The sequence below is a fragment of the Streptomyces sp. NBC_01390 genome (assembly GCF_045040105.1).
Classification (GTDB): Bacteria; Actinomycetota; Actinomycetes; order Streptomycetales; family Streptomycetaceae; genus Streptomyces.
Genome location: NZ_CP109551.1, coordinates 10245436 through 10263488 on the forward strand (window position 1 = coordinate 10245436; position 18053 = coordinate 10263488).

Annotated in this window: 15 protein-coding genes and 3 pseudogenes; 13 read left to right on the forward strand and 5 right to left on the reverse strand. The window is 69.5% G+C overall.

From position 1 onward, the window contains the following. Positions 1-91 precede the first annotated feature (91 nt). A pseudogene (locus OG241_RS45835) lies at positions 92-472 on the forward strand (MBL fold metallo-hydrolase); the annotation flags it as partial. Positions 473-1081: 609 nt separating this feature from the next. Next, a complete protein-coding gene (locus OG241_RS45840) occupies positions 1082-1633 on the forward strand; it encodes a hypothetical protein (protein WP_405812652.1) in 552 nt (183 codons plus the stop codon). Here the strand turns inward: OG241_RS45840 and OG241_RS45845 are convergent. Beyond that, the gene (locus tag OG241_RS45845; RefSeq protein WP_405812650.1) at positions 1590-2381 is read right to left on the reverse strand and encodes an IS5 family transposase; all 792 of its coding nucleotides are present in this window, start codon (positions 2379-2381) and stop codon (positions 1590-1592) included. The genes OG241_RS45840 and OG241_RS45845 overlap by 44 nt on opposite strands. Before the next feature lie 305 nt (positions 2382-2686). On the opposite strand from OG241_RS45845, the gene OG241_RS45850 reads away from it, so the two are divergent. Beyond that, positions 2687-2851, forward strand: coding sequence for a hypothetical protein (locus OG241_RS45850; protein WP_405824530.1), 165 nt, complete (start codon positions 2687-2689; stop codon positions 2849-2851). A gap of 149 nt (positions 2852-3000) precedes the next feature. Here the strand turns inward: OG241_RS45850 and OG241_RS45855 are convergent, their stop codons facing one another. Further along, positions 3001-5043 carry a sel1 repeat family protein gene (locus OG241_RS45855; RefSeq protein ID WP_405824532.1) on the reverse strand — a complete coding sequence of 681 codons (2043 nt, stop codon included), beginning with the start codon at positions 5041-5043 and terminating at the stop codon, positions 3001-3003. A 382-nt stretch (positions 5044-5425) separates the two neighbouring features. Here OG241_RS45855 and OG241_RS45860 point away from each other — a divergent pair, with 382 nt between their 5' ends. Continuing rightward, complete coding sequence (locus OG241_RS45860; RefSeq protein WP_405824534.1) at positions 5426-5608, forward strand: hypothetical protein; 183 nt, start codon at positions 5426-5428, stop codon at positions 5606-5608. Between the two features lie 32 nt (positions 5609-5640). On the opposite strand, the gene OG241_RS45865 is transcribed toward OG241_RS45860, so the two are convergent. Then, positions 5641-5847, reverse strand: coding sequence for a transposase family protein (locus OG241_RS45865; RefSeq protein WP_405824536.1), 207 nt, complete (start codon positions 5845-5847; stop codon positions 5641-5643). Between the two features lie 154 nt (positions 5848-6001). After that, positions 6002-6256: pseudogene (locus tag OG241_RS45870) on the reverse strand (hypothetical protein); the annotation flags it as partial. Between the two features lie 339 nt (positions 6257-6595). Between OG241_RS45870 and OG241_RS45875 the strand changes: the two are divergent. The 8 genes and pseudogenes from OG241_RS45875 to OG241_RS45910 all read left to right on the forward strand — a co-directional run bounded on the left by OG241_RS45875 (position 6596) and on the right by OG241_RS45910 (position 14713). Further along, the gene (locus OG241_RS45875) at positions 6596-7420 is read left to right on the forward strand and encodes a hypothetical protein (RefSeq protein ID WP_405824538.1); all 825 of its coding nucleotides are present in this window, start codon (positions 6596-6598) and stop codon (positions 7418-7420) included. A 148-nt stretch (positions 7421-7568) separates the two neighbouring features. Then, positions 7569-9551, forward strand: a complete 1983-nt coding sequence (locus tag OG241_RS45880; protein ID WP_405824540.1) for a protein kinase domain-containing protein — start codon at positions 7569-7571, stop codon at positions 9549-9551. A 91-nt stretch (positions 9552-9642) separates the two neighbouring features. After that, a pseudogene (locus OG241_RS45885) lies at positions 9643-10065 on the forward strand (MBL fold metallo-hydrolase); the annotation flags it as partial. A 372-nt stretch (positions 10066-10437) separates the two neighbouring features. Next, entirely contained in the window at positions 10438-12666 is a 2229-nt protein-coding gene (locus tag OG241_RS45890; protein WP_405824542.1) for an ATP-binding protein, read from the forward strand. Between the two features lie 77 nt (positions 12667-12743). Further along, complete coding sequence (locus OG241_RS45895; RefSeq protein WP_105969869.1) at positions 12744-13175, forward strand: roadblock/LC7 domain-containing protein; 432 nt, start codon at positions 12744-12746, stop codon at positions 13173-13175. A gap of 2 nt (positions 13176-13177) precedes the next feature. Then, the gene (locus OG241_RS45900; RefSeq protein WP_405824545.1) at positions 13178-13549 is read left to right on the forward strand and encodes a DUF742 domain-containing protein; all 372 of its coding nucleotides are present in this window, start codon (positions 13178-13180) and stop codon (positions 13547-13549) included. Next, the gene (locus tag OG241_RS45905; RefSeq protein WP_319091171.1) at positions 13527-14135 is read left to right on the forward strand and encodes an ATP/GTP-binding protein; all 609 of its coding nucleotides are present in this window, start codon (positions 13527-13529) and stop codon (positions 14133-14135) included. Before OG241_RS45900 ends, OG241_RS45905 begins: the two co-directional genes overlap by 23 nt. Continuing rightward, on the forward strand, positions 14132-14713 hold the full coding sequence (locus OG241_RS45910; protein WP_405824547.1) for a GAF domain-containing protein: 582 nt from the start codon (positions 14132-14134) through the stop codon (positions 14711-14713). Before OG241_RS45905 ends, OG241_RS45910 begins: the two co-directional genes overlap by 4 nt. A gap of 27 nt (positions 14714-14740) precedes the next feature. Here the strand turns inward: OG241_RS45910 and OG241_RS45915 are convergent, their stop codons facing one another. Then, entirely contained in the window at positions 14741-16627 is a 1887-nt protein-coding gene (locus OG241_RS45915; protein ID WP_405824549.1) for a DUF2264 domain-containing protein, read from the reverse strand. A gap of 394 nt (positions 16628-17021) precedes the next feature. Between OG241_RS45915 and tdh the strand changes: the two genes are divergently transcribed. Then, on the forward strand, positions 17022-18050 hold the full coding sequence (tdh, locus tag OG241_RS45920; protein WP_405824551.1) for an L-threonine 3-dehydrogenase: 1029 nt from the start codon (positions 17022-17024) through the stop codon (positions 18048-18050). Positions 18051-18053: the final 3 nt, after the last annotated feature.

Consider the following 18053-nt stretch of genomic DNA (forward strand, 5'->3'; position numbering starts at 1 on the left):
CCAACCGGAGAGCAACACTCAAGACTTGTGGATCAACCGGTACCCCCGTTACGGGCGCCGTATTTGAACTCCATGCGCCGAGTACGGCTTGTGGCCCAAGAACCACACGGATTCTATGCCGTTGCCGGGGGCGTGGCCGGACATTCACATGAGTCCTGTCGACGGGGTTCGGTCGCATCTTGATCTGCAGCAGGGCGATGTGGGTGGGGTGTTGCTGCCGATCCATTGGGGGACTTTCAATCTGTCGGGTCATCCGTGGGCTGAGCCGGGTGAGTGGACGAAGGCTGCTGCTGATGGGGTGGGGCAGGCGGTTGCTCTTCCTGTTCCGGGTCAGCCGTTCGAGCCGGCCGGGGTGCTTCCTGTCGAGGCGTGGTGGCGGGGTGTGGGGTACGTGCCGGATCACGAGTGGCCTGTACCTGAGATCGCTGCGAAGACGGTTCGTGAGGACCTTGATCTGGTGGGCGAGGTCTGAGCGTGGACGAGCTGCGGCGTGTGACGGAAGCTCTTGTCGCCTTGTCGGTGGCTGAGCGGAATCAGGCGTTTCGAGCCATCGACGGGCTCGTGCGTCGGGAGGAACAGGAGCGGGCGTTGGAGTACCGGCCGCTGCCGCCCGTGGGGCGTAGAGGGGTGCTGGTTCGAGTGAAGGTGATTGGCGCGTAGCGTCTGTGACCCGGGTCGGCGACCTGCTCGACAACGACCTGGCTCTGACGATCGGAGCCGTTCAGGAGCATGTCGGCTTGTCCCATGCCGCGGCCGCGCGTGCACTGCCGCGGCTACGGGGAGAGCGCATCGCCGACCTGCTGCAGGGCGAACCGGACCTGTCTCCCGAGGACGCCGCTGCCAGGCTCGGATATCCGACGCGGTGCAGTGCACGGCTCTGGGCAGCGCCTCCACCGAGTTGCGCGCCTGGCAGGTCCAGCCGTACCTGCAGCGCATCACCGAAGTCCTGGTCGGCGCTGGGCTGACTGAGAAGCTGTTGTCTTTCCGGACTTGAGGACTGCGTTTCCGCTGGTCAGGCGTAGGGTCGGCGATCCCGTGGGAGTTGTGGCCTGTCGTGTTGTCGCTGCCCGGGAGGTCGTGGATGCCGTCGGTGGTTGGGCTGTTGGAACAGCGTGAGCTGGGTGCTCGCCGTCGTGTTGACGAGCTGCGGGAGGAAGCCGACCGTGTCCAGGCCGAGTTGGCCGTGGCCGAGCGGGAATGGAGGGAGTGGGCCATCGCCTGCTCGCGGGTCGGCGAGGTGCTGGCCCCCGTGGACGAGAGCGGGCAGGACCCCGCCCGGGCCGAGGGGACCGCGCCAGCCGCCGGGGAGCAGACCGGAAAGACGCCGCAGGTGCCGGAGGCAGCGAAGAGGAAGTCGCAGGTTCCGATGTGGCGTGAGGGGCTGGCCTGGTCGGTGCTGTCGGTGGACTATCAGCGCATCCTCACCGCGCTCGCGGACCGGGACCGGCTCCGTCAAGGTCCGCTGACCTGCCAGGAGTTGGCCGTGTTGTTCGGTCTTGACGTGGTGCCGGCCAAGGTGGAGGCGCTGCGGTCGAAGGCGAAGCGACTGGTCGCGCGGGGCTGGCTGGCCGAGGGGCAGCCGGGACGGTTCACGCTCGCTGCGGGTGTGGCCGGGCGAGGCGGCGGGTCATGAGCAGGGTCATCGACCAGTAGATCATCGCTTCGGCGCTGGTGGTGCGGCGTTCGTAGTCGCGTGCCAGGCGGCGGGTGCGCATCAGGTGGGCGAAGAGGCGCTCGACGATCCACCGTTTGGGCAGGACCACGAAGCCGCGCATGTCGTCGCTGCGTCTGACGATCGCGAGGACCAGGGCGAGCACGGTGAGGCAGCGCTCGACGAGGCTGCCGGTGTAGCCGCCGTCGGCCCAGACCAGCTCCAGCCGGTGGTGGGCGTCGGCGACCTGCCGCAGCAGGACCTGGGCGGCGGCGCGGTCGCCGGTGTCCGCGGCGGTGACCATCACGCCCAGCAGCAGGCCGAGCGTGTCGACCACGACGTGCCGCTTGCGCCCGTTGACCAGCTTTCCGCCGTCGAAGCCGCGGCTGTCCGCACCGACGACGGCGTCCGCCTTGACGGACTGCGAGTCGATCACGCCAGCCGTCGGCTCCGTGTCGCGCCCGTCCCTTTCGCGGATCCTTGCGCGCAGCCGGTCGTGGAACTCCTTGACCAGCCAGTGGTCGCGCCAGCGGCGGAAGAACGCGTAGACCCGGTCCCACGGCGGGAAGTCGGCGGGCATGGCCCGCCACTTGATGCCGTTGTCGACCAGGTAGCGGATCGCGTCGAGTATTGCCCGGTGGCAGTACGCCTCCGGCTGTCCGCCCCGGCCGCGCAGCCAGCCCGGCACGGGCAGCAGCGGCCGGGCCACGGTCCACTCCGCGTCCGTCATGTCCGAGGGATACCGCCGAACACGTTCCGGGTGATCGGCTGCGTTTCCGAACCGGTGGGCGACACAATCACACGTCGGTGCAGCCGAGTTGAACTCCACCGGCGTGTGCACGTACAACTGCGGCAACAGGGTCTCCTGGATCTCGGTTGGCTTCGCAACCCCGAGCTACCAAGAGGCCCTGCCTTCATGCCCGCAGCCGGCGCCAACCACCCGATCGAGACTCCCGTTCGACTCACACCCCTCAAGATCGGAACGACAACAGCTACTGAGAGCAGGACGTCCGGGTGCAGCGTTTGGAGGGCGACGTGCCCGCTGGTGCTGTGCTGCTGACTGGAGCCGGCACACCTGCCCTGGTGTGGGACGAGCGCTACAGCTGGCGGACCGCCGTCAGCCAGCGCCACTCGCTCGGCAAGGAGACCGGCACCCCGCCGGAGGGTGAGGGCATCTGTTACCTGAGTGAAGATCAGTAGCCCGAGTCCGCTGAACTGATTGCCGCGCTCGTCGACGGCCGAGGTGGCTCCCGCAAGCCCAAGACGATCCGGCCAGCGGGTACTGTCGTGCGCGGATGAGCAGGTCGCGCGCGGCGCAGGGGCGGCTGGGATCAGGCTTGTGCCCTTCTTCAGTTTGGGCCGGGGGTGTGGTCGGCTGGGGGTGAGTCCGGGTCGTCCCAGGTCCAGGGGGTGGCGAGGGAGCCGTCCGTTTCGAGTCCGAGGCGCATGTACGCATCCGGGGATTCGTTGTGGATCCGGGCCAGCCCTCCCAGAGCGCCGAGGTGCCCGGCGTCGACGGCGAGCCGGTACAACCGGGCTGCGCCCTGCTCGTCTCCCCGCCATTTCAGCAGGAGGGCGATCCGGGCCAGGGCGTACGGGGCACCGGCTTTGGCGGCGTCGTAGGCGAGGTGCTTCGCCTGGTCAAGTTTGCGATACCTGCCAGCGAACAACGCTTGTCCTGTCAGGGACTGGATGAGGGGGCGCAGCTCACGCTCGTACCAGGACTCCGGGTCCCAAGGCGGTGACGGCATCATCTCCCATGGGCGCTGCACCGTTCCTCCCTGCCGAAGGAGTCCGAGTGCCAGGCTCGCGTAAGGGGCACCGCTTCTGGCGGCGGCATGAGCGATCCCGAGGGCAGTTGGCCGGTCCCCGGCCCGGTTGTGCAGGAACGCGAGCAGAACCATGGCACCTGTGTACCCCTGCTCGGCCGCGGGGCGGACGACCCGCAGCGCGCCTTCCCGGTCGCCCGCGTACTCCCTTGTCCTTGCCAGCACCACTCGCGCTTCCAGACTGCCCATCCTGACAGCGGCGCCGTAGAGCAGCGACGCGTACCGGAAGCGGCCTCGAGCCTGCGCCTCGTCGGCGAGCCGGGTGAGATCGGCGCCGTTGGTGAGATGGACGGAGGCGGCCTCCCAGAAGGAGGGCGGCGGGCAGCGCGCCCATCGGGTCTGGCGGCCGTGCTGCTGGAGGTAGTCGGCCAGACGCAGCACACCAGGCAGGGCGCCCATGCCGGAGGGGCGCGGTACTTCCTGCAGAGGGCGGGTGGTGTCTTTGATGAGGGTTCGGACATACGTGAGCGCACCGGTGAACCAGTCGGGACCGGCCTCGCTGCGCTGCTGGTCGGTCAGGTAGCCGGGGGCGGCGGCCTCAAGGAAGGACAGCGGGAGAAGGGGCAGGCCCAGACGATGAGCGTCCATGGCCACGGCGAGCAGCGCGCTGCCGTAGATGCCGTGCTCGCCTGCCGGTTGCTCGTAATGGCGCACGAGGTCCGGTCCCGCGGCGAGGACCTGGGTGAGGTTCTCCCCGCCGATTTCCAGAGCTGTGGCCAACGACGCGTCCTGGGTGGCCGCGCGCCGGACGGCGTCGAGGTCGTCGGCGAACGACCGGGGCAGGTCGATGCGGCGGGCCTGCCGGAACAGGTCCCTCGCGCTGCGGTGGGGGTTGTCCTGTTCCGGGCCCAGGCGTCGGGTGGTGAGGGCATCCATCTGATCGGGCCACAGCGTGGCGATCACGAGGAACGGGCCGTTCCCGTCGAGGCGGCGCAGGAGCGCGGCCGCAACGGCGTTGCCGACGGGGGTGTCGAAGTAGCGGTGGGCCTCGTTGAGCCACAGCACCGTGCGGGGACCGAGCGCGTCGGCGGCCAGAGCGGCCAGGAGCCCCTCGGCGTCGGCGGGGAAGATCAGGTCGAAGTCGTCGGGGACAGCGGCCAAGGCCTCGCAGGCGGTGCGGGACTTCCCGGTGCACGATGCGCCGCACACGACCACGAACCGGGGGGAGGCCCCTTCGGCACAAGCCGCGGACACCGTCTCGCGGAACCGCGCGTCATGGGGCCGTGGCACGAAGGTGGGCAGGACGAACCCCGTCGCAGCAACTCCCCGCCCGGGGATGGAGGGATGCACACCGAGCCGTTGCTGGGACCACGAACGCACCGGACGGGGGCGGTCGGCCAACACAGCCTGCCGCGCCCGCCGTTCCTCGTCTTCCAGCGCTCTGAGGGCCTGACGCCGCTCGACGCCGCCCCTGACAACCCGGACACGACTGTGCTGCTCGGCCTCCCACAGAGTCCGCCACCGGGCCTCGTCCAGCAGTTCCTCGGCTGTTTCGCCCGAAGAACCATCCACCCGCTCATGCAGCACGCCGCGGCCAGCGGCCTCGACCCGAATGCGCCCCACGATGGCCAGCAGAGGATCCAGGCGCTGAGGTAACCGGCGCCCGCGCAGCCACGCCCCGACCGTGTCACGGGAGACATCCGGAACCGGCACTTTGGACAAGACGTTGTCGGACGGCCTTCCGCTCAGCCGATCTCGTTTGAACATCCCGACGCGACGTAAGTCGTCAAGAATGGTCGAACTGCTTCCCACTACTAGCCACTCCAGTGCCTTGTACTGTCCGGAACGGACATGACCGGACACCGGGATCGTAGGCAACTTCTCCCCGATGGCACGGCCGAACGTCCAATCCGGTGGCGGAAAGCAGCAGGACACGTCGCCGGACAGGCAACCTCCACATCAGCCGCTTCATCATCAATCCCTCGCTGTCAAGGAGGCGCCCCACATGTCCACCCCTCACGTGATCGCGCTGTTGCTCGCCGTGTCCGTCGCCCTCCACATCGGCAGCGCCGCCGCTTTCATCGCCCGGCGAGCCGGAACCAGCCCGCCGGCATCAGTCCTTGTCGGCGGCAGTGCTGTCGTCTCGGTCTTCGCCGTGTACCTGTCGGGCGTCAGTGCCTACCGCTGAAAGCCCAGTTCGCCCGGCGAACGACGCCACGCTCACGGCCTGATCCAGATCTGCGAGCCGAGTTGTTCTAGCACCTGCGGTGGTGCGGCCGTGATCCACTCGCTGACCGCGAGCAGTGAGGTTGCCCCGGCCAACACCGCACCCGCGGCTGGCGCGAGCAAGACGGCCGGGGCGTGTCGAACCCCGCGCGGATCGCGAGGATCTGGCACCTCGGCCAGCCGTTCCAGCAGACCCTGCACCCTCCTGGCGCAACCTGGAGCCGCTTGCGGAGCTGTTCAAGGGCAGATGGGATCAGCGATGATGCGCTGGCAGGAACGGTCTTCCAGGCAGGTCACGGGGCGCAGTGAACTCCATGATCTTGGAAGCCGTGCCTGTCCTGCTCGCCAGGAGCCGTCAAACCGGCAGAGCGAAGATTCCCTGGCCGCCCGTCGGTTCTGCAGAGGGCCTACTGAGCTCGTCGGATTGTTGTCGGGTGCTGGATGAGGTGAGTCCGGTGCCGCCGAGGCAGCCGTCGATGAGGTCGGGCCGGAGCTGGATATGGCGCAGGCCCCGGCGGAGAGTGCGTTCGAGGTGCTCGTCGTCGGTGAAGGCGGTGTTGGCCAGCAGGCCGCGCCGTAACAGAGACCAGATGCCCTCCACCGGATTCAAATGGGTGTAACTGCGCAACAGGCTTGGTCCGTCCGGTAGTTCCTACACCGCCCGGCGCGGTAGTCAGTCCGATGGACACCTGCTCGGCAGCTTCAACATCAGATTCCGCACCGTGCGTGACGCCGGTAGAGTAGTTGCCGCACACGCGAACCCCTGTCGCCTGCCGGGTCGGTGCGAATTTCACGGAGGGGCCACGTGTATCAACCCAGCAAAAACGGTGAGCGCGATCCCAGACCGGCAGGAAGCGAATCTAGGGCGAGGTTCGGGTGGACCTCCGCTATATCCAGACTTCGTGGCGGGGTCTCGAGGAATCTCATCGCGGCTGTCTTGGGGGGTCTCATGGCTGCCAGTCTTGGCAGCGTGCTATCGATCATGACAGCCGGGGAAGGACAGTGCACCGCTGGAGCATCATGTGAACCGGACTGGCAAGGCAGGGGCGAAGGGGACTTCATCGAAGAGCTCAACCGTGCTCGACAGCAGCTGTTCACCGGTCGCCTCGACTACACAAAACCCGCGACGCTTCATCTCGCGGTCGAAAAGCCAGTTTATTTCCATGCTCAGATTTCTGGTCGCTGGAATGCAGTGCAGAAGGGCCGGGCGAGTGCAAAGGTGGCTGTGGGTGGCCAGGTTAAGGTAGCCCTCCACTGCTCTGGAGCTGCCACGTGCACTCCTATTTCTTCGAAGCGTCAGCTGGTGACGGGTGATCGCCGTTTCAAGGAGGCAACCGCGTGGGTTTGGGAAGTGACCCCGAAGAAGGCCGGAACGGCACGCTTTGCTCTCACCGTGACCTCGTACTACGAGGACACGGAAACCGTCCTGTACGAAAAGCCACCGATCATCGTGCAGGCGAAAGTGAAGGCGGCACCTAAGGATGAGGGGCCGTTCGCCTGGTTTGCGGATCTGTACGGCTGGGTGAAGAAGATGCTTGAGGAGTTGGCCCTTCTCGCGGGGGCCCTGGCCGTCATCCTGGGGCTGTGGGCCGCGTGGAAGACCCGTAACTCTGCTTCCGCCGCCAACTTACCCTCCTCGACGGGCACGTCGCCACCGGCCTCAGGTGGCAGCGCGGGACAGCAGGCCCAAGGCGTGCAGCAACAGCAGAGCGCAACCGCCACAACGACGACAAGCTCGGCCACCAGCGGTAACTCACCCAGCGGAACTGCGTAGTTCTGTGACTGATGCGCCCGAGGGTGTCTGAGAGGGCAGTGCTCGTTGCGCCGACGCACGGCTAGCATCCAGCTTCCAGGCACGGACGTATCCTTCCGGCGTGCGCCCGGCCATGGCACGTTCCGTAGCTCAAGGAGAATGGAAGCCTGTGAGCAGTGCTCGCTCCGGTGGCCGGGTGCTGCCCGCCCGCTCTGGTGATCCCAAGCGGGTCGGTCCCTACCGGATCATCGGCCGTCTCGGTTCGGGCGGCATGGGCACCGTGCATGCCGGTCTCGACGCCGCCGGCCTGCGGGTGGCGGTCAAGGTCGTCCATCCCGCGCAGGCCGAAGACCCAGAGTTCCGGGCCCGCTTCCGCCGCGAAGTTCAGTTGTCCGCCCGCGTGCAGGGGCCGTGCCTCATACCCCTACTCGCGGCCGATGCCGAGGCTGACTTGCCGTGGTTGGCCACCGCCTACGCCCCAGGGCTCACTCTCGATCGGCACCTTGCCACGTACGGTCCGCTGGCTGGAATCACCTTGTATGCCTTCGCCGCTGGCACCGCCGCGGCTCTCGCGGCCGTGCATGCTGCTGGTGTCGTCCACCGGGACGTCAAGCCGCAGAACGTCATCCTTACTCCGGCCGGCCCCCGCGTCCTGGACTTCGGCATCGCTCATGCCACCGACGGCACCTCCGTGACCCGTACCGGCATCATGACCGGCACCCCCGGCTGGATCAGCCCTGAGGGCTACCGCGTCGGTACCACGGGCCCCGAGGGCGACATGTTCGCCTGGGGTGCACTCGTTGCCTACGCGGCGACCGGCCGTGTGCCTTTCGGTGTGGGAGCCCCTGACGTGGTTGCCTACCGTGTCATGTCCCTGGAGCCTGAACTCCGCGGACTTCCCGGCGAACTCCACGAAATTGTGAAGACCGCCCTAGCCAAGGAGCCGGGTAGCCGAACCACCGCGAGGGACGCTGCCGAGGAATGCGCCGTTCTTCTCTCGGCTCAGGCCACTCAGGTCATCCCGGCCGGTGGGGAACCGACACTGGTCGGTGATCTCGTTGCGGCCGAGTGGGATGTCCCTGCCGCGAACGACCCGACCTGGCGCCATCCCGCCCGCTCAAGCAGACGCCTCGCGGGCATCGCCGTAGTCGCGAGCGTCGTCATCGGTGGCCTGGCAGGCGGAGTGCTGGCCCTTCAGCCCGGCAGGACAGAGGCAACGTCGCCAACCTCCCGTCCCCACGTCGGTGCGTCCTCCACCACGATCGCCGATACCTCGCCTCCCGTTTCAGCGGTGGCAGGTCCCCAGACACCGGAAGGTCTGTCATCACCACCCGCAGACGCCGACGAGGCGACCATCACCACATGGCGTGCGGCCCGTCGCGCCAAGGGAGAGGCAGAGATCGAGACCGAGGCCGCACTCGGGCACGATGTCAGCCTGGGAGTAGGTGAGGAATACAACTACAGCGGCCAGTACAAGGTGAGCTACGCCCAGTCGAGGAGAGAGATCTACATCGCCATCAGCGGCCCGCATATCGAGTCACGCGTCATCCAAGGAGCGGCGAGCAACGCATGTCTCACCCTGCGCATGATGGCGGACATCTATGAGGAGCTTCCCTACGACGAGTACGCCCTGGTGGACAACACGACCGGAACGGCACCAACGATCGTGTGGGAGGACGACTTCCGCGCCAACACCGGATGCGCTACGCAGGCCATTGAACGCAACACCACGGACCAGGGACAGGACCCTAACTGGCATCCCACCGAAGCCGGCCTGGCGGCAGCACAGATCCCGAGCGTCGACAAGGCCGAGATCCGAGTGGCAACCGAGGCAGTCAACAATCTCTTCATGGAGTGGAACGGCAATTCCCGGCTGCTTCATGACGCCCGCTACATCAGCGACGAGAACACCAGCATCGGCTTCGCTCCACACGAAGGCGTGATGTATGTGTGGGCGACCAAGCCCGAGTGGAACCCAAGTACGCGGGCTGAATGGGGGCAGACCGCCGCAGAAGTGGCCTGCGAGTCAGTGCTCACCGAATCCCGCGCCCGGCCGGAGTGGGCCTACGCCCGGTACGCGGTTGCGGTCCTCGACGGCGCTGGCGGTACGGAGCTTCTTCGCTGGGGCGCCGTCGCCAACTGCGCGAGCTGATCCTCCCGAGCCTCAATCTAGGGCCTCGTCAGCGACCAGGTGCCGACTCGTGCGTGGCCGAAGTTGTCACGCCTGATAGGGCGTCATGTTGCCCGACATCCACATGACCCCCGAGGAGGGCATGCGCGCCCACCTCGATCTCCAGGGCGGGGCGGCCGCCGGTCTGATGCTGCCGATCCACTGGGGCACCTTCAACCTGGCGGCGCACGCGTGGTCCGACCCCGGCGAGGGCACGATCGCGGCGGCCCGCGACGCGAACGCGCGGATCGCGCTGCCGCACCCCGGCGAGCCCGCCGCCGAGGCCGTCCCCTCGGCTCCCTGGTGGCGGGAAGTGGCGGTGCTCCCGGTGGGCGGGTGGCCGGCGGTCGACGCGGGCGGGGCAGCCGAAGTCCCTCGGGCGGCGGATGTCACTCGTACGGCTGATGTGGACGAGGTGCGGATCGACACGCCCGGTGAAATCCAGGGGGGTACTGCCGACGGCAGCGGAGAGCCCAAGGCCGTTTCGGCGGGCTGACGCCCACGGGAGAGAACGCACGGCAGACGCACAAGCGTACGAACGGCGAGGGCCGGGGAGCATCTGACTCCCCGGCCCTCGCCGTCTGTTCGTGACCGGTTCTGACCAGGCCCGATCGATTCGGCGGGGTGGGGGAACGCGCGTCCGAAAAGCTTATCGGTCTGCCGTGCGAAGCCTCATAGCAGAGCGGGCCGCCTCCCGGAGGAGTTTGTCAACTGCCCACCGCACCTGATTCCTTCCCGACTACTGTGAGTGGCCGCCGGGCAACACAGGGCCGTTTTTCTCGGCTCCCGACCGGCACCGCGATGGCGCACGCCCGAGTCGCGCAGACGCGCGATCCCCAGGTCCCGACGCACCAGTACGAGGACGAAGATGTCTCACCTCCGAGCACCGGCCCCCCGCGCAGACCGCCGTGAGGGCGGGCGGCACGGTCGGCCGGTCGCCCGTACCGTCCCCTCGCTGCCCGAGACCCACATACGGCCCCAGCTCATGCGGCTCGCCGTACTGCCGCCGCTCGCGGTCGCCCTCAGCGCCTGCGCGGCCGTCCTGTTCATCGTCCGATCCTCCGAGGTGCGGCCCACCCTCACCCTGTTCGCCGTGATCGCCGGGGCGGTCGGTGTGGCCCTCGGGGGCGTCGTGATCGCCCTGGTCGCCGCCGACCGCGCCGCCGGATCCGTGCACGAACGCCTCGCCGCCCTGCGCCGCGTCAGCGCCCGCAGCGAAACCGACCTGCGCGCCCTCGTCGAGGCGCTGCGCCGCGGCGACGCACCCCCGGCCCGCGCCACGCGCGGCGCCCCGGCGCCCGACGCCGACGACTTCGAGCTCCTCGGCAACGACATCGCCCGCGCCCACGACGGCGCCGTCACCGCGGTCGTCCAGGCCTCGCAGCTCTCCAGCCAGGCGGGCAGCGAACAGAAGGTCGAGGTCTTCGTCAACCTCGCCCGGCGCCTTCAGTCACTCGTGCACCGTGAGATCTCCATCCTCGACGAGCTGGAACACGAGATCGAGGACCCCGACCTGCTCAAGGGCCTCTTCCACGTCGACCATCTCGCCACCCGTATCCGCCGGCACGCCGAGAACCTCGCCGTCCTCGGCGGCGCCGTCTCGCGCCGTCAGTGGAGCAACCCGGTCTCCATGACGGAGGTGCTCCGCTCGGCCATCGCCGAGGTCGAGCAGTACTCGCGGGTCAAGCTCGTGCCCCCGATCGACGGCACCCTGCGCGGCCACGCCGTCGCCGACGTCATCCACCTGCTCGCCGAACTCGTCGAGAACGCCACTGTGTTCTCCGCCCCGCACACCCAGGTGCTGCTGCGCGCCAACCTCGTCACCTCGGGGCTCGCCATCGAGGTCGAGGACCGCGGCCTCGGCATGCCCGTGGAAGAGCAGCACAAGATGAACACGCTGCTCACCGACCCCGACCAGGTCAACGTCGCCAGCCTGCTCCAGGACGGCCGCATCGGCCTCTTCGTCGTCTCCCAGCTCGCCCGCCGGCACGGCATCCACGTCCGGCTCCAGACCAACATCTACGGCGGCGTGCAGGCCGTACTGGTCGTACCCCAGGGGCTGCTGGGCATGGACACGGGGCCGGGCAGGACCGGGGGCGTACCCCAGCCGAGGTCTCAGGCGATGCCTCAGCCCAACGCCCCCACCCCGGCCCGGACCCAGGACACCGGGAGCATGCGGAGGGTGGCCGAGCCGCCCCGGCAGCGCCCGTCTGCCGCCGGCCACGAGGAGCGGCCCCCGGCGCCCACCACGTCCGGCCCCACCACGTCCGGCCCCGGCACACGGGCCGGCGGTTCGACCCGGCGACGCCCGGAGGCACCCCGGCCCACCGCACCGGGGCCGGACGGCCGGGGCCCGGCTCCGTTGCCCGTCCGGGGGGCCCGCGTGGAGCGGCCCAACCCCGCCGAGGCGATGCCCGGCATCCGCCCCGACGACCGGCGGACCGTCGCGGACAACGTGGGCGCGCCACCCACCCCCCGGACCGGCGCGGTGCGCGGCACCATGGGCAAACCCCAACTGCCCCGCCGCCGCGCCCAGGAACACCTCGCGCCCCAACTGCGCGGTGGCCCGGCGGCTCCCCGGCCGGAGAGCGAACACGTCGTCGGGCACGACCCCGGCCTCATGGCCGCCTTCCAGCGCGGCATCGGGCTCGCCGAGGCACGTCAACTGGACTCGGACTACACGGACCCGGCGCTGGCGGCGATGGAGAGGGAGTACGAGGCGCACTACGGGCAGCCGGCGCACACCAGAACGCCCGACAGGCAACCGGCACCCTCGGAGCCGACGTACGGGGAGCCGACGTACGGGGAGCCCGCCCACCCGGCCGCCGCCGTACCGGCGCCGCTGGAGCCCGTATCCACGGAGCCGATGCCGACGGAGCCGGTGTTCATGGAGCGGATCTCCGCGCGGCCGACCGGACCGGGCATCCCTCCGACAGGCCCGGTCGAGGGCCGCGCCGATGCCGTCGCGTCTTTGCCGGACGCCATGGACGTACCGCCGCCGGACACGTCCCCGATACCCGAGGCGCACCGGCTGCGCGCGCCCGGACACGACCTGGACCTCACTGCCCGGCACGACGGGAGCGCACCGGCCGGATGACCACCCCCCGCAGCACCACCCCTGCCCCCACCCCCAGCGCTCCCGCAGACCTTCGTACCCCAAGGAGTCGATCCACCATGGCGAGCGATGTGCCGACCGGCCATGTATCCGATCTCGACTGGCTGATGAGCGGCCTTGTCCAGCGCGTACCGCACACCACGAGCGCGGTACTCCTGTCCTGCGACGGACTCGTCAAGTCCGTGCACGGACTCGACCCGGACAGTGCCGACCACATGGCCGCCCTGGCCTCCGGTCTCTACTCCCTCGGACGCAGCGCGGGCGTCCGCTTCGGAGACGGCGGCGAGGTGCGCCAGGTCGTCGTCGAACTCGACTCGACCCTGCTGTTCGTCACCACCGCGGGCTCCGGCACCTGTCTCGCCGTACTGGCAGGCCGTGAGGCCGATGCCGCGGTCCTCGGCTACGAGATGGCGATGCTGGTCAAGAGCGTCCGCCCGTATCTGATGACCGCTCCCCGGCAGTCGGCCGAACCCTCGGCGATGAGGCCTTGAGCGTGACGGCGGCCGGCGACGGGCCCTGGCTCGACGAAGCGGCCGGAAGGCTCGTGCGTCCCTACACCGTCAGCAACGGCCGGACCAGGCCGAGCACCGCCCTCGACCTCATGTCCCAGGTGATGGCCACCGGAGCGACACCTCTCGGCTATCTCGGCCCCGAGCATGCACAGGCTCTCGACCTGTGCCGCAGGCCCGTCTCGGTCGCCGAGATGGCCGCCCAGCTGAAGTTGCCGGCGGTGGTCACCAAGGTGCTGCTGTCCGACCTCGTCGACTGCGGCGCACTCACCACCAAACCGCCCGAGTTCTACCACAACCCCACTGACCGGTCTCTTCTGGAGGCAGTGCTCGATGGACTACGACGACAGCTCTGATCCCTTCCCCACCGCCTTGAAGATCCTGGTGGCCGGAGGGTTCGGAGTCGGCAAGACGACCCTGGTCGGTGCGGTGAGCGAGATCGCGCCGCTCAGTACGGAGGAACTTCTCACCACGGTGAGCGCCTCGACCGACAGTCTCGAAGGTATCGAGAACAAGGTCGAGACCACCGTGGCGATGGACTTCGGCCGCATCACCCTGGACCCGCAACACGTCCTCTATCTGTTCGGAACGCCCGGACAGGAGCGGTTCTGGTTCATGTGGGACGAGCTCTCCGAAGGCGCGCTCGGAGCGGTGATCCTCGCCGACACCAGGCGCCTGGAGGACTGCTTCGCGGCCGTCGACTTCTTCGAGCAGCGCGGCCTCGGCTTCATCGTCGCGATCAACGAGTTCGACGGCTCGTACCGCTACGACCCCGAGGAGGTGCGCGCCGCCATCGACCTCGACCCCGAGATCCCGATCGTGCGCTGCGACGCCAGGATCTCCAGTTCGGGGGTGCAGACCCTGCTCACCCTCGTACGGCACCTGCTCGCCCATGCGCCCGCCCCCGCACCCAGCGCCCACAGTGAGGGAGCCCGCCCATGAGCTACGACCCGCCACGCCCGGCAGGTCGTCTGCTGCTGACCCCCGAGGACAACGAGGCCCCGGCCCGCGCCCGGCGACTGCGTGGACTGGGCTTCGGGGAACGGCCCGAGCCCGCCCTCGACGCCTTCGCGGACCGCCTCGCGGCGCTGGTCGGCGCGCCGTACGCGATGGTCAACTTCATCGGTGAGGAACGGCAGTTCTTCGCCGGGCTCCATGTTCCCGCGGATGCCGGCCCCGGTCGGGACACCGGCGCCGACTCCGACGAGGTGAAGCCGCGGGTGGGCCGACGGCTGCCGCGCGACCACGGGTTCTGCCCGCACGTGGTGGTCCGGCGCAAGGCGCTCGTCCTGGAGGACGTCCGCGACTATCCGCGGTTCGCGGGCAACCCGGTCGTCGACGAGTTCGGCATCCGCTCCTATCTGGGCGCGCCGCTCATCGACACCGCGGGCATGGCGCTGGGCACGGTGTGCGTCGCCGACTTCGGGCCGCGCCCGTGGGGGAGAGCGGGGCTGGAAACCATCAAGGCGATGGCGGCGGAACTGGTCGGGCAGCTCGCTCCGGGGGAGGCCCCTCTCTGAGGGGCGGCTCTCCGAGGGGCTGCTCCGTCACACGGAGACCGTCTCGCCGTCCGGGAACATGATCAGGGCGCGGCCCTCCTCCGTCACCGCGCACGACACCGCCTCGCGCAGGGCCTGCGGATGCACGGCGTCCCGGGTCAGCGCGACCAGCGTCACGAACAGCCTGCTCGCGCCCGGGGATTGCGCCGCGCGCTGGAGGTACGGTGTCGCCGAGTGCGGGCCGAAGGCGTTCGCGTCGACCTCGCGGGCCACACCCGTGGCCTCGTCCCAGCCGTGCAGCGCGACGACCACGCTGGTCAGTCCGGAGGCGGTACGGGTCAGGGCCCAGCCGTCACCCCGCTCGACCTCGGGCAGGGCGGTGTCGGCCACCGCGTACCCGCCCTCGCGGACCGCCGCGTCGGCCGGTGCCTGGACGCGGTGCACGCGGATCTCCCAGGAGCCGTGCAGCACACTCGTCGACTCGATCCGGAACCGGCCCTCCACGCCGGGGAGTTCGGCCTCGTGCCGGGAGGCGGCGACCCGTCCCGAGCAGTGCAGCGGAAGGATTCTGCGCCGGCGTGACGCCGTGCCGTCGGGGGCGAGAAGCGCCAGATGGCCGTCCACGTTGCGCTCCCAGGCCGGCGAGCCCGTCTCCGGTGCGGAGGCCGTCGAGTAGCCGAACTTCGCGTAGTGCGGATCGTCGTCGGCGGGTCCCTCCATCGGGTTGCGGTCGCTGCCGTGGTTGACGAGGCGCACGATGCCGTCGTGCCGGGTGCCGTGCAGCAGCCAGCCCGGTCCCGGCAACGCCGTGAACTGGTCGGACTCCTCGACGGGTAGTGGGCGTTCCCTGGCGGTCCACACCTGGTCCTCCGGGGGCAGCAGCAGGCCGAGGAAGGCCATGCTGGACCAGTACGGCGACCCGGGCCCCGAGTGCGCCTGGGTCGCGGGCAGAAACGTGCCGTACCAGCCCAGCGGCAGCAGTCCTCGCTCGTCGGGCACCCCGCGCTCCACGAAGTGCGCCACCGCGCCGGAGGCCAGCCGCCGGGTCAGCCCCGGAGCCAGGGGGGTGCACTCCGCCAGAGCGCCCAGCCAGACGGGAGCGGTCGCGGCGAAACGATACGTCAGGGAGCGGCCCTGGTGTACGGGGGCGCCGTCCGCCCCGAAGAAGTGCGGGTAGGAGGCGAGGAACTGGGCGAGGCGGCGACGGTGGACCCGGCCGCGTCCGCCGTCCTCGCCGCCCGTCATCCGGCACCACAGCAGCGGATACAGGTGCAGCGACCAGCCCACGTGATAGTCGAACGTACGGCCGTCGCCGTCGCTGTACCAGCCGCCGCCCACATACCAGTCGTCGATCCGGTCGAGGCCGCCGTCGATGTCCTCCTGGCGGTGCGGCGCCCCGACGGAGGCCAGGAACTGCTCGGCGACCACCTGGCACAGCCGCCCGCTGTCGTCCCGGGTGCGGCGGCCCACGAAACCCCACAGCCAGTCGACGATTCGTTCCTGCACATCCACGTCGAGCCGGTCCCAGATCCACGGACGGCTCTCGTGCAGCCCGATGGCGATCGAGGCCGCCTCGGTCATCGGCTGGGAACAGTCGGTGAGTTCGGGCCAGGCCTCGCCGCTGTCACGGTCCGTGCCCGTTGTCAGACCCTGCGCGTAGCGTTCCACGAGACGGGAATCCACCTCGCCCGCCGCTCCCGCGATCCGGAAGGAGGCCAGCAGAAATGACCGCGCGAAACCCTCGAGTCCGTCCGACACCACGCCCGCCGAGGAGTTCCGGCCGGGCAGCCGGTACTGCGCGAGACCCGGCGTCGCATAGGGGACCAGCGCCTCCAGCTGCCGGTCTGCGAGCGCTTCCCAGTGCGCCCGGGTCCAGCCGGTGAACAGCGACAGGACCCGGTCGTTGGGCGGAAGCGCCAAGTGCGGTGCGGGCATGACGGGTTCCTGACTCCTTACGGCCCCGACGGGGCGCGGCTGTCGGTTCAGTTGTCGGCCGAGCTGTCGGTTCGCACGGTTTCTCCGAGGGGATACGGCTGATGGTTCCGGTCGGATCAACAGAGGCGCGGCTGTTGTCGCTCTTCCGGCCAATGGGGATATGCCAGACGTCGTCCCGCACGGCGATGCCCGACCTGGTGCGGACGCGTGAAGGAAAGCTGCGGCGGCGCTTAAGAAAACCTCGATGGACCCGGGAGCCGCCGTACGGCAGATTTCGTCTCGCGTTCTCAGACACGCGTTCTCGTCGGTCCTGCCGTCGACGTCACCCCCCCTCCCCGCCACGGGCGCCTTCGGCGTGCCCTGCCCCGAGGGCCTACCCACAGGAGCCGTTGCGTTGAAGGCGCTGGTCAAGAAGAAGGCGGAGCCCGGGCTGTGGCTCGCGGACGTGCCGGAACCGGCGGTCGGCCCCGGTGACGTACTGATCAAGGTGCTCAGAACCGGGATCTGCGGCACCGACCTGCACATCCGAGCCTGGGACGGCTGGGCGCGGCAGGCGATCCGTACGCCGCTGGTGCTGGGGCACGAGTTCGTCGGCGAGGTCGTCGAGACAGGGCGCGACGTCCCCGACATCGGGGTCGGCGACCGGGTCAGCGGCGAGGGGCACCTCGTGTGCGGCCGGTGCCGCAACTGCCTCGCCGGGCGCCGCCATCTGTGCCGGGCCACGGTGGGGCTCGGCGTCGGGCGGGACGGGGCCTTCGCCGAGTACGTGGTGCTGCCCGCCGCCAACGTGTGGGTGCACCGGGTACCCGTCGACCTCGACGTGGCGGCGATCTTCGACCCGTTCGGCAACGCCGTGCACACCGCCCTGTCCTTCCCCCTGGTGGGCGAGGACGTCCTGATCACCGGGGCCGGCCCGATCGGCCTGATGGCGGCAGCGGTGGCCCGGCACGCCGGGGCGCGGAACGTGGTCGTCACCGACATCAGCGAGGAACGGCTCGAACTGGCCCGCAAGATCGGCGCGAGCCTGGCACTGAACGTCTCCGGGGCGACCGTCGCGGACGGTCAGCGCGCCCTCGGTCTGCGCGAGGGCTTCGACATCGGCCTGGAGATGTCCGGGCGCCCCGAGGCTCTGCGCGACATGATCGCCAACATGACACACGGCGGACGCATCGCCATGCTGGGCCTGCCGACCCAGGAGTTCCCGGTCGACTGGTCCCGGATCGTCACCTCGATGATCACCATCAAGGGGATCTACGGCCGTGAGATGTTCGAGACCTGGTACGCGATGTCGGTGCTCCTGGAGGGGGGCCTCGACCTCTCCCCGGTCATCACCGGCCGGTACGACCACCGCGACCACGAGGCCGCGTTCGCGGACGCGGCGAGCGGCCGGGGCGGCAAGGTCATCCTCGACTGGACCACGTAACTC